The sequence below is a fragment of the Anabaena sp. CA = ATCC 33047 genome (assembly GCF_963870205.1).
GTDB lineage: Bacteria > Cyanobacteriota > Cyanobacteriia > Cyanobacteriales > Nostocaceae > Trichormus.
In genome coordinates, this window is the sequence record NZ_CAWMSA010000085.1 from 87,924 (window position 1) to 99,271 (window position 11,348).

The 11,348-nt window shown below is 42.6% G+C and carries 12 protein-coding genes; 1 reads left to right on the forward strand and 11 read right to left on the reverse strand.

Annotated elements, in window-relative coordinates; all coding sequences use genetic code 11:
• Nucleotides 1–202 precede the first annotated feature (202 nt).
• The 9 genes from AACS98_RS22660 to AACS98_RS22700 form a co-directional block, all read right to left on the reverse strand.
• Nucleotides 203–1,885 (reverse strand): NAD(P)H-quinone oxidoreductase subunit 4, encoded by a 1,683-nt coding sequence (locus AACS98_RS22660; RefSeq protein ID WP_066384400.1) that lies wholly within the window; start codon nt 1,883–1,885, stop codon nt 203–205.
• Between the two features lie 226 nt (nt 1,886–2,111).
• Entirely contained in the window at nt 2,112–2,684 is a 573-nt protein-coding gene (locus tag AACS98_RS22665) for a (2Fe-2S) ferredoxin domain-containing protein (protein ID WP_066384402.1), read from the reverse strand.
• Nucleotides 2,685–2,793: 109 nt separating this feature from the next.
• Complete coding sequence (gene nifT, locus AACS98_RS22670) at nt 2,794–2,997, reverse strand: putative nitrogen fixation protein NifT (protein ID WP_066384404.1); 204 nt, start codon at nt 2,995–2,997, stop codon at nt 2,794–2,796.
• Nucleotides 2,972–3,259, reverse strand: coding sequence for a nitrogen fixation protein NifZ (locus tag AACS98_RS22675; protein ID WP_066384405.1), 288 nt, complete (start codon nt 3,257–3,259; stop codon nt 2,972–2,974). Before AACS98_RS22675 ends, nifT begins: the two co-directional genes overlap by 26 nt.
• A complete protein-coding gene (gene nifV, locus AACS98_RS22680) occupies nt 3,246–4,379 on the reverse strand; it encodes a homocitrate synthase (protein WP_066384460.1) in 1,134 nt (377 codons plus the stop codon). Before nifV ends, AACS98_RS22675 begins: the two co-directional genes overlap by 14 nt.
• Nucleotides 4,380–4,761: 382 nt before the next feature.
• Nucleotides 4,762–4,959 (reverse strand): DUF2949 domain-containing protein, encoded by a 198-nt coding sequence (locus tag AACS98_RS22685; RefSeq protein WP_066384407.1) that lies wholly within the window; start codon nt 4,957–4,959, stop codon nt 4,762–4,764.
• A 213-nt stretch (nt 4,960–5,172) separates the two neighbouring features.
• On the reverse strand, nt 5,173–5,427 hold the full coding sequence (locus tag AACS98_RS22690) for an Asr1405/Asl0597 family protein (protein ID WP_066384409.1): 255 nt from the start codon (nt 5,425–5,427) through the stop codon (nt 5,173–5,175).
• A 2-nt stretch (nt 5,428–5,429) separates the two neighbouring features.
• Nucleotides 5,430–6,182: a serine O-acetyltransferase gene (gene cysE / locus AACS98_RS22695; RefSeq protein WP_066384411.1), complete on the reverse strand. Its 753-nt coding sequence runs from the start codon at nt 6,180–6,182 to the stop codon at nt 5,430–5,432.
• A 671-nt stretch (nt 6,183–6,853) separates the two neighbouring features.
• Nucleotides 6,854–8,071 carry an acetate kinase gene (locus AACS98_RS22700; RefSeq protein ID WP_066384413.1) on the reverse strand — a complete coding sequence of 406 codons (1,218 nt, stop codon included), beginning with the start codon at nt 8,069–8,071 and terminating at the stop codon, nt 6,854–6,856.
• Between the two features lie 98 nt (nt 8,072–8,169).
• On the opposite strand from AACS98_RS22700, the gene AACS98_RS22705 reads away from it, so the two are divergent.
• Nucleotides 8,170–8,550 (forward strand): hypothetical protein, encoded by a 381-nt coding sequence (locus AACS98_RS22705; RefSeq protein WP_156481648.1) that lies wholly within the window; start codon nt 8,170–8,172, stop codon nt 8,548–8,550.
• 127 nt (nt 8,551–8,677) lie between these two features.
• On the opposite strand, the gene AACS98_RS22710 is transcribed toward AACS98_RS22705, so the two are convergent.
• Nucleotides 8,678–9,679: a transaldolase gene (locus AACS98_RS22710; protein ID WP_066384462.1), complete on the reverse strand. Its 1,002-nt coding sequence runs from the start codon at nt 9,677–9,679 to the stop codon at nt 8,678–8,680.
• A gap of 141 nt (nt 9,680–9,820) precedes the next feature.
• Nucleotides 9,821–11,251 carry a pyruvate kinase gene (pyk, locus tag AACS98_RS22715; protein WP_066384420.1) on the reverse strand — a complete coding sequence of 477 codons (1,431 nt, stop codon included), beginning with the start codon at nt 11,249–11,251 and terminating at the stop codon, nt 9,821–9,823.
• Nucleotides 11,252–11,348 lie beyond the last annotated feature (97 nt).

The following is an 11,348-nucleotide window of genomic DNA, read 5'->3' on the forward strand; positions in this document are numbered from 1 at the left end:
AATACTATATATAGCGGTTTGCAACCGGATAGAATACAGATTTATCTGCGTACCCTACGGGTAGGCTTACGCCATCGTAAGAGAAGCAAGCTATATCTGCGTGCATCTGCGTTCAATTATTTTGCTTCTCACTGATTTGAGAACCAAGAAAAAAGCGATCGCCTGATGGGAAGCGATCGCTTCATATTATCCAGAGGAAAATTTACTTAATTCCCGAAACTGCCATAATTTCGGGTTCGCTGATTTGGGGGGAGAAGAAACCTTTAGCGTATATCCGGGGATTTGCTTCAGCGATTTGAGTATAGGATTCCCGCACCTGCGTATTAACAGCTACAGTTTTCACATCGTACATCTGAGTAGCTATCTTAGGATAAACACCCACACCAATAATCAATACCAAGAAGCAAGCGGCAATAAACACTTCTCTCGGCGTAGCATCTTTATACACTGCTTGGCTAGGTAATAGACAGTCTGTACCAAAGCAAGCTGTACCTTCGTCTTCTTGGTTTTGGTAAGCCGCATTATTAATGTTGCAAGATAATTCTGCACCAGTACCGTAAAATACCTGTCTCATCATCGACAGCAAATAAATCGGTGTGAGAATAACTCCCACGGCGGCGAGGAATACCATCACAGTACAGAAAGTTGAACTGTAAATGTCGCTGGTGGTAATACCGACAAATACCTGAAGTTCGCTGACAAACCCACTCATGCCAGGGAGTGCTAAGGAAGCCATTGCACCAGCAGTGAACAAGGCAAATACTTTAGGCATCGCTTGCCCAATACCGCCTAAACTATCCATAGCCATTGTGTGGGTGCGGTCATAAGTTACACCAGCCAAGAAGAACAATACAGCCGCAATTAAACCGTGAGACAGCATTTGCAGCATTGCACCACTGACACCGACATCGGTAAAGGAAGCGATACCTAACAGCACAAATCCCATGTGAGACACAGAGGAATAGGCGAGGCGGCGTTTCATGTGGGTTTGGGCGAAGGAGTTTAACGCACCATAAATAATATTGATTACACCCAAGGTTGCTAAGACAGGCGCAAAATAAATATGGGCATCAGAAAGTAATTCTAAATTTAGGCGAATTAGTCCATAACCACCCATTTTTAGCAATACACCCGCCAAAATCATTGATACAGGTGCAGAGGCTTCACCGTGGGCATCAGGCAACCAAGTATGTAAGGGGAAAATCGCTAGTTTGACACCAAAAGCAATTAATAATCCAGCGTAAAGTGCTAATTCTAAAGCGAGGGGGTAATTCTTAGCCCCTAGTTCTACAATATCAAAGGTGGTATTGTCTCCGTAGAGAGCCATTGCTAGCCCAGCTACGAGAATAAAAATGGAAGCTGCTGCGGTGTAAAGTAAAAATTTTGTGGCAGCATAACGGCGTTTGGGGCCGCCCCAAATAGATACTAGAAGATATACAGGAACCAGTTCCAGTTCCCACATAATGAAGAATAGCAGCAAGTCTTGAGCGACAAACACGCCAATTTGTGCAGAATACAGCACCAGCATCAAGAAATAAAACAGGCGTGGTTTGAGGTTAACTTGCCAAGCTGCAAACATCGCGAAGGTAGTGACAAATCCAGCCAGCAGCACAAGCGGCGCGGATATCCCATCGACGGAAACAGCCCAGCTAAAACCCAACTGAGGTATCCAGGCGTATTTCTCCACGAGTTGAAAAGTTGCACTGCTAGCATCGTAATGCTGCCAAAAGGTGTAGCACATCAAGGCAAAGTCCGCGATTCCTACACCCAGGGCATACCATCGCACCAGCTTACCTTCCTTATCTGGCAGCAGGGGAATGAGAAAGGAAGCAACGAGTGGCAGTAGAATAATCGCGGTTAGCCAAGGAAATCCATCAGCTATCATAGTATTGAGCAAATATACTTATTTGTGAATAAGTCTATTCTATTAAACTTTGTAAACTTATCCAAATAAATATTTGTGATACCTGACTATAGATGCAACTTATTGCATCACCTTGCTTCAATGACCATAGTAGAGATTTCACAATGCAGTCGCTTGTAGGTGCGTCAAAACCCATGATTTCGTGGAATTAACAGATTTTCGACTCTGACGCACTCTACTAAAATGTTTATTCCTGTTGGTGGCAAGTGTGTTCAGCAGTTAGGTATTGTTCTAACAGGGAGGCGATCGCTTGCGGGCAATTTTTCTTATACTTTTTCTTACCTAGCATTAAAATACAGTTAGGCGCACTGCTACAGCGTTTTTGACAGTTGGTGTGTTCTATGGTGACTTTATCGAGTAAACCGCGATCGCACAAAGTTTGTTCTAATTCCGACAGTAAACCTTTACCGCCCCGTTTCATGCAACCGGATTTTTGACACACCATAATCTTGGCTGGTGTTTGCGCTGATTCATCTGCATGGAAAATTGCGCGATCGCTAATTTTGATCACCTGCTGCGCTTTCAGCTTAATTGTACCTTTATAGCGGTTTAACTTACTAATTCCATAAATATTAATTGGTTCACCGATTTCTAAAGATGAACGCAAAGCAACGCGCAACTTTTTAGGTAGTTTAATTAACACATTTCCAGAAGGTATTCCCAAGCTGAGATATTGATTTTTTTTCGGTTTCTTACCCAGAAAACCTAAGAAATCACCCTCAAGATTAAACTCTGATAACGTCAAATATTTGTCACCCATGTTAACCGTAAAAAAGGGAGTAGGGAATGGGGAGTAAGGAAGATTAGGAATTTTGGATTTTCGATGAGATTCCAATCCAAAATCCAATCTCAAAATTAATTGCTAGATTTTAAGCAAGTCGTTTAGCTTCTACGGTTTTAGGTAAATTACTGGCATCTGGGATTTCCCTAAATTCTAATTCCCAACCGTTAGCTAAAGTTAAAATTTTACCTTCAGCCCCATCTGTTTGCTTAACTACTACTTCCTCTAAATCTTTTTTGGCAACATAAACTGTTAAATTGCCAGCATCATTCATCCGTAACATCACTTTCATAATTTTCCTCAGCAGATTCTAATTCTTTTTCGCGACAACCAACAATGATTCCTTTTTCCAAGAAATGCACAGCATAAATATAGGAACGCTGTAAAAAAGTTCCTATACTGGAGACGTAGCCAATTTCTCCTTTCTTTGCTAAAACTTCTCCGATTTCTCTCCCTGGAAATGTGCCATCATTCTTAATCAGTTTGCGAAGTCTGACTTTTTCTCCCAGTTCAAACACTGGTTCAGAATCTAATTCGTATTCATCGCGTTGCATGAGAATACCTCTGTTCTTTTACCAAGTTCAGCAGTTCTTCTGTAGTTAAACTGCGTTTTTTCTTGACAGACTGTTGGCGCACAGCATCTAAAACAGACTGGGTTTCTTCTGGGTTTAAGAAAATACCATGTTGCTGTAGTAAGCTAGTTACCAAATGTCGTCCAGAATGTTTACCTACAACTAAGCGGCGTTCCCAACCGACTTCTTCCGGTGCAAAGGGTTCGTAGGTGTCAGGGTTTTGCATAACTCCATGAGCATGAATTCCTGACTCGTGAGCAAAGGTATTTTCACCAACGATCGCCTTCCAAGGTGGTACATTAGCACCAGAGGCAGCCGCTACCAGTTGTGACAATTCCAACAACCGAGGTGTATCAATACCCATATCTACGCCATATATGCGTTTGATGGCCATAACCACTTCTTCTAAAGCGGCGTTACCTGCTCTTTCACCCATACCAATGACTGTAGTATTGACAGATGTCGCTCCAGCTTTAATTCCCGCTAAAGCGTTAGCTGTCGCCATACCGAAATCATTATGGGTATGAATTTCTACCGGAATCGATAAGACAGAAACCAGTTGCTTAATTTCGCCGTAGGTGGTGAAAGGATCAAGAACTCCTACGGTATCGCAAAAGCGAAAGCGTGATGCACCCCACTCTTGGGCTGACAGTGCGACATCCAACAGGAAGCTTTCATCAGCCCTGGAGGAATCTTCCCCCCCGACTGCTACCCAAAGACCTTGATCAACTGCAAAGCTGATACAATCTTTAAGTTTTTGCAGACTTACCCGCCATTGTCCGTGAAATTTCGCAGCGATTTGGATACCCGACACAGGTATCGCAATATGCACTCGCTTCATTCCACAAGCAATAGAAGCTTTAATATCTGAGATGACGGCGCGATTCCAAGCTAGAAGTTCTGCACGTAAACCTAAGTTAGAAATGGCTGAAATCGCTCGCATTTCTTCCTCACCCATCGCCGGAATCCCTACTTCTAATTCAGGAACGCCGATGCTATCGAGAAATTTGGCGATCGCTACTTTTTCTTCTAAACTAAACGCCACACCCGCCGCTTGTTCACCATCACGTAATGTAGTGTCATTAATGAGAATTTTCTTCATCTCAAACATCCCTCTTAGCAATTTTTCTTAATATGCTTTTTGCGGTGATAGTCAATTTTTCTGCACTTCCTGATATTGGTAAATGCTTTAAATTCTCACCTTTAATAATTCATCTTCATCATTTCTAAATATTAGCTAAACATAAACTACATATCTGTATGGCAGAGAACCAAAACTATGTATAATTTAAGAATATATTTGCAAAGTTTACGCTTGTTTATTAACTAAAAATCTGCCAATGCAAACATAAACATTAGCAGAAAAAGCATCAAATAATTTTGTTAGCAAATTGAGAAATATTGTTTTCTTAATACAGGTTATTATGCGTTAATATTTGGTTTTATGATTTACTAAGTATCAAGAAATTACAAAAAACTATCTACTAACTATTGTTATATAACCAATCTAAAATTTTTTCTAGTTGTTCTAAATTAACTAAGCCATACTGCCAAAGCAACATGGGTAAAGGGCCATGGTCAAACTGTCGATGTTTGAGAGCTACACCAATATCTTCATCAGACAGCGCAAGCTCAGTATGTAAAAAATCTAGCAATTCCATATCATTTTTTTGAGTGTTCATCATCAGCTATTTAATTAATTCTTTAGAAAATCAGGAAAAAAGGAAATTTCTCGAATTTTAGAAATTTCTTATTCTAGAACATCAATATTTACAGGACAATAATTAAGATGTTGTCGGAGGATAACTAAACTGCAACTAAAAAACAGAGCTTAATAGTTGCAATCAAAATTCAGTCCTGAGATACTACGGAATGGAGAAAGTGAGAAAACTGCTCTAGTAATGGTTGCAATGCCAGCAAGATTCTAACCAGTCTACTAATTGATGGCGAGGAGCGAGAAATTGCATGACTGTACTACGAACTAAAATTGCAGCTAGCCAGGTATTAATCTGTACCCGTAAAGAGCCATCAGGGGGACAGGAACAGGGAATCATCAACTCTTGCAAGCGGTGATAAATTTGCCAGCGATCGCCCAGAGGTATCTGCAAAACTTGATCGGCGAAACCGTCAGAACTATCAGGTGATAGCATAATTACTTATCTTTAGTCAACAGTTCTTGGGCTTGAGGTTGACTGGAGAGGGTTTGCAGTTTGTGTTCCAGTTGCTCAATGCGAGTCACCAGGGAGCGAATAACATTAGCTTCCACATCAGGTAATTTGCCGTGTTCTAGGGGGGATAAATTATTTTTTTCTTTGCGGGTGATAATCCGTCCGGGAATTCCGACAACTGTGCAATCTGGAGGAACATCACGCAAGACAACCGAACCAGCACCCACCCGAACGCGATCGCCAAGGTGAATATTGCCTAAAACCTTAGCTCCCGTGCCTAACACCACGTTTTTACCCACTGTAGGATGGCGTTTACCGCTTTCCTTACCAGTACCGCCTAAAGTCACACCTTGATAAATCAGGGTGTAGTCTCCCACAATGGCAGTTTCGCCAATCACAACACCCATACCGTGGTCGATAAATACCCCTTTACCTATCTTTGCACCTGGATGAATCTCGATCCCAGTTAAAAATCGAGCCAGATGAGAAATGAACCGGGGAAAGAAAACCACTCCGCGACGGTGTAACCAATGGGCGAGACGATGTAAACTGATAGCGTGCAATCCGGGATAGCACAACACCACCTCTAGCCAATTGCGCGCCGCAGGATCACGTTCAAAAATAATCTGAAAATCACTCAACAATGGCTCTAAGAAATTGCCAGAGAGTAGATTTTTCAGCAGGGATGTATTTGTAGAATCTGGGGGATTCTCGATACTGTCTAAGGACTGTTGCATCGGTACTGTCTGGTTAAAAGAGCCGTGTGCTATTTTTATGCTTATATCAGGTGACTCCCAACAGGACAGTACACTATGTCTCGATTGGATTTATTGGATTGATTAAGGTTGTACTCAACTACTTTCAACCCAGATTTTTACAACCTGAAAAATTTGTTTTGGGTTAGGGGTGCTAGTATTTCAGGGTAGGGGTACTAGCATTTTTTGGGTAGGGGTTTCAGAATTTGTGTACTCACCATCAAATGCTTTGCCTGTAAGCATTTACAAAGATTTTATCAAATTATTTTACGATATATTAAGCTGTACTCATTTGCTCGGAAATGGCAAGTAGACAGGACTACAAGTTAAATTTCTGTATCCCTAATTACGATTAGTATTTTATGGTTTTGACACGCATTCAACCAATTTACAGCAGGGAACAGGGAACAGGTTTGAAAGTCTCTTAGCATTAAGTTTTGTTCCTAAAATTTGTACCTCATTTACCCCAAATCTGCTGTATTAAGTTTGTTTTCGCCATAAAAAAGCATTGTAGAGACGTTGCATACAACGTCTCTACATCATTTATTTAGTTATTTGGTGCAACGTCATAGAGAATTGTTATAACGCACCACAGCCGTAATCATGATGCGTTACTACTAATGACTAATGACTAATAACTAATGACTACAAAATCAACGTTGTAACAAATGCCAACATTGTTGAGCGATCGCCCAATCTTCTTGAGTATGAATAACTAACACCCGCACTGTAGAATCAGGAGTGGCTATATCCTCATCCACAGGTTGATTTTGATTTTTCTCCTGATCAATTTTTAACCCTAAAAACCCAAAAGCTTCACAAACAGCTTGACGAATTCCGGCGGATTTTTCTCCGATACCTGCGGTAAATATCAACACATCTAAACCGCCTAAATTCGCCAACATCGAACCCACCCCAGCCTTTAAACGATGCACAAAGATATCCCAAGCCAGTTGAGCGCGATAGTTTCCTTGGGTAATAGCTGCCATTACCTGGGGTAAATCGCTGGATACGCCCGAAATTCCTCGTAATCCTGAAGCTTTATTGAATACATAATCTAGTCTTTCAGCCGAGTAATCATATTGACGCATCAAATAAACAATAATCCCCGGATCTAAAGAACCGCAACGGCTACCCATCATCAACCCATCTAGAGGTGTGAAACCCATTGTTGTATCAATACTGCGTCCATTTTTGATAGCTGCGAGAGAACAACCATTACCAAGATGACAGCTAATGATTCGCATAGATGCTAAATCACGTCCGAGGATTTGCGCCGCACGAGTAGAACAGTATTGATGACTGATACCATGAAAACCATAACGGCGGATACCTTGTTCTACCCATTCATAGGGGCCGGGATAGATAGCGGCGGCATCGGGGAGAGTGGCATGAAAACCAGTATCAAAAACTGCCACTTGGGGGACATTGCCCAAACTGTATTCGATAGCGGCAATACCTTCCAAAGCGGCGGGATTATGGGCTGGAGCGAGATTAGAAAGACTGGCGATCGCCTGTTTAACTTCCTCTGTAATTATTACAGGTGTGCGGTAACTTTGCCCACCATGAACCACCCGATGTCCCACCACATTGATTTCTGATAATTCACCTAATACCTTAGTAGTACCCCGACTGAGAGTATAGAGCATATAAGCAACGTGCGCCTGACGGGAATCGCCATAAATAGATTCGTGCAGCTTTTCACCCGTGGCGGTTTTCACCTCAATTTCTGCCACACCCCTGTCTTGAGTCCAGTTAACCTTACCTTCCCAGAGGGGTTGGGGTGGTTGATTTGGAATAGCATCATCAGGGATTTCATACAGACAACTTTTTTGGCTGCTAGAACCAGCATTCAAAACTAATACTTTCATTACTTTTTAAGATTTGATGTTTGTGAACGATAAACTCTCTGTTTTCTCAATTTCGAGTATTTAAAACTTATTACCGATAGTCAGGGAAAAGCAAAGACGTGAAACGTTTCAAGCAGCTATCCTCAATTGTGTTCTTGTTAATAGCCTTCATCTATCCGTCGGCTATAGCAGAAGCTAAGGATATAGGGACTAGGAATTTGGTAGAAAATGGGCTGAATACTAAGCTGACTGAGCAAAGTGCAGAGTCAGATACAAATTTAGCAAAAGAAGAAACCAGCGAAGAACTTTTACTAGCTAATCACAGAAATAGACGACGCTATCACCATCGTAGACGGCAGCATCGACATCATAGAAGACACTACAGGGGAACAGGGCGTTATCAACGCAGTTATTATCGTGGACAATACTATCGTCGTGGACGATGGCAGCGAGTCCGTGATGCTCATGGACGATTAATCTATGATTGGCGGCATTATTAAACCAAGTCAAACTTTCAACGTTAAAAGTCAAAAGTTAAAAGATTTTTTCTTTTTACTTTTGACTTTTTTTGTTGTCAGCATGAAAATTGCTGGAGAATTGGAGGGCTAGAGCCGCTCACTACAAACCCTAACGGCTAGCTACTGTATCTTCTAGGTGAGACAGTCTTTGTGCTAGTAGTTTTTCTAGGTCTTCTAGTGCGGCGGTAAAGCCTTTGATACCTTCGTCTAGTTTGTCATAGGCCATGCGGTCAGCAACGTGCATTTTGTCGAAGGTAGCTTTATCAATAGATATTTTTTGAATATCTGAAGTAGCTGCTTTTGCGGGGTCGAGTTTGCGGGGTAAGTCGCCAATGGTGGCTTGTAATTCACCCAACAAAGCTGGGGAAATGGTCAACAAATCACAACCTGCCAATTCGGTGATTTCGCCGATGTTACGGAAGCTTGCGCCCATAACTTCGGTTTTATAACCGAATTTTTTGTAGTAGTTGTAGATTGTGGTGACAGATAATACACCAGGGTCTTCCGCAGAGGGGTAGCTATCTCTGCCGGTTTCTTTTTTGTACCAGTCGAGGATACGTCCCACGAAGGGGGAAATCAGGGTGACACCAGCTTCGGCGCAAGCGATCGCCTGATGTAAACCAAATAGTAGAGTTAAGTTACAGTGAATTCCTTCTTTTTCCAGAATTTCTGCGGCTTTGATACCTTCCCAGGTAGAAGCAATTTTAATTAACACACGTTCTGGAGAAATGCCAGCAGCTTTATACTGAGCAATCAATTCTCTTGCTTTAGTAACTGTCGCTTCAGTATCGTAGGATAAACGGGCATCTACTTCTGTAGACACACGACCGGGGATAATTTGCAGAATCTTTAAACCAAAGGAAACCGCTAAACGGTCAAAAGCCAAAGTCACAATTTGACTTTGGCTTGCACCTGCACCTGCGTCTTTTTTCGCTTGCAGTAAGGTTTGGTCAACAATATCCTGATATTCTGGCATTTTAGCGGCTGCCGTAATCAGGGAAGGATTAGTGGTTGCGTCTTGGGGTTTAAACTTTTCAATGGCTTGAATATCACCGGTGTCTGCCACCACCACAGTCATCGCCCGCAATTGTTCTAGTAAATTTTTAGACATAAAATACTCCATCAAGGTCGTTTATTTAGGATTTACACTTCCCCTCTTCTTCACACCCGTTCTGATTCCTTACAATTCTGATTTTGGCAACTTTTCTTAACTATTGCCCATTGACTGAAGCCTCAGCCTAATTTTAAGGTGTTATGCGGCGATTGGCTGTCCAATAGAATGCACTTTAATTAAGCTAGTTGTTCCTGATTTACCAATTGGCACTCCAGAGGTAATAACTACTTGATCCCCTTCATGTACAAAACCTGTTCTCAGGATGGTGCTGACCAAATTTTTAAACATTTCTTCAGCATTATAAACAGGTGGGATTAGTAAGGGTTCGACACCCCAAGATAAGGCTAATTGATGATAGGTGGTTGCGTCGGGAGTTAAAGCAAAAATCGGTGTGCTGGGGCGGTATTTAGACACAAGTTTGGCTGTACTGCCTGATGTGGTGTTACATAAAATCGCCTTTGCGCCTGTTTCGTAGGCGATACGACAGACAGCTTCGGCAACAGATTCAGTGACGCTGAGACTACCGCCTTCATGTCTCCAAGAGTGTTTACTAGCCTCTTGCAACGATTTTTCTGTTTCTATAGCAATATTGTGCATTACCTGCACAGCCGCAACGGGGTACTCTCCCACAGCCGTTTCCCCGGACAGCATCACCGCATCTGTACCATCGAGGATAGAGTTAGCTACGTCTGTAGCTTCTGCACGGGTGGGATCGGGTGCGCTAATCATGGACTCTAACATTTGGGTGGCGGTAATCACTGGTTTACCTGCCTGATTGCAACGGTGAATGATATCTTTTTGAATCAGGGGGACTTCGTGAATTGGCATTTCTACCCCCAAATCACCACGGGCAATCATAATAGCGTCGGCGGCGGCGATAATAGAGTCAATTTGCTCAACTGCTTCTGGGCGTTCAATTTTGGCAATGACGCGAATAGATAAGCCCGCAGCTTCAATCATACGCTGGGCTGGTTCTAAATCGTGAGGCGATCGCACAAACGAAACCGCCACCCAATCAACACCCAACTGCATCCCAAAGCGTAAGTCCTGCAAGTCTTTTTCGGTGATCGAACTCACGGGTAGACGAGTTGCTGGCAGGTTTACCCCCTTGCGGGTAGAAATTAAACCACCGATTTTTACCTTAGCCCGGATGCGGTCGGCATCGCGATCGCACACAATCAACTTTACCCGACCATCATTAATTAAAATCGGCTCTCCCGGTCTTACCATTGCGAACAAAGTCGGTAAAGGTAAGGGTAATTCATTGATATCCTCACCCTTGTCTTTTAAAACAAAAGTGACTTCATCACCAGCTTCCACCGTCAACCCTTCCGGTGGTAAAGTTCCTAAGCGGATTTTCGGCCCACATAAATCTTGCAACAAAGCTACAGGCTTTTGTTGGTCAGCACTAATTTGTCTCAGAGCCTGAGCAGTTTGGGCATGAACCTCATAAGCCCCATGAGAAAAATTCAGCCGCGCCACATTCATCCCGGCTGCTACCAAAGCTTGCAGTCTATCTGGTGCAGAGCTAGCAGGCCCTAGAGTACAGATAATTTTTGTTCGACGCATAGATGTGAGGGAATGGGGACTGGGGATTAGGGATTGGGGATTGGGGACAAATCAATTCAAAATTCAAAATTCGTCTTGAAAAGTTTCCTACGGCGGG

Excerpts from the sequence above, each read along its gene's own strand:
- AACS98_RS22660 (WP_066384400.1), bottom strand. The coding sequence starts at position 1,885 with ATGATAGCTGATGGATTTCCTTGGCTAACCGCGATTATTCTACTGCCA.
- AACS98_RS22665 (WP_066384402.1), bottom strand. The coding sequence starts at position 2,684 with ATGGGTGACAAATATTTGACGTTATCAGAGTTTAATCTTGAGGGTGAT.
- nifT (WP_066384404.1), bottom strand. The coding sequence starts at position 2,997 with ATGAAAGTGATGTTACGGATGAATGATGCTGGCAATTTAACAGTTTAT.
- AACS98_RS22675 (WP_066384405.1), bottom strand. The coding sequence starts at position 3,259 with ATGCAACGCGATGAATACGAATTAGATTCTGAACCAGTGTTTGAACTG.
- nifV (WP_066384460.1), bottom strand. The coding sequence starts at position 4,379 with ATGAAGAAAATTCTCATTAATGACACTACATTACGTGATGGTGAACAA.
- AACS98_RS22685 (WP_066384407.1), bottom strand. The coding sequence starts at position 4,959 with ATGAACACTCAAAAAAATGATATGGAATTGCTAGATTTTTTACATACT.
- AACS98_RS22690 (WP_066384409.1), bottom strand. The coding sequence starts at position 5,427 with ATGCTATCACCTGATAGTTCTGACGGTTTCGCCGATCAAGTTTTGCAG.
- cysE (WP_066384411.1), bottom strand. The coding sequence starts at position 6,182 with ATGCAACAGTCCTTAGACAGTATCGAGAATCCCCCAGATTCTACAAAT.
- AACS98_RS22700 (WP_066384413.1), bottom strand. The coding sequence starts at position 8,071 with ATGAAAGTATTAGTTTTGAATGCTGGTTCTAGCAGCCAAAAAAGTTGT.
- AACS98_RS22710 (WP_066384462.1), bottom strand. The coding sequence starts at position 9,679 with ATGTCTAAAAATTTACTAGAACAATTGCGGGCGATGACTGTGGTGGTG.
- pyk (WP_066384420.1), bottom strand. The coding sequence starts at position 11,251 with ATGCGTCGAACAAAAATTATCTGTACTCTAGGGCCTGCTAGCTCTGCA.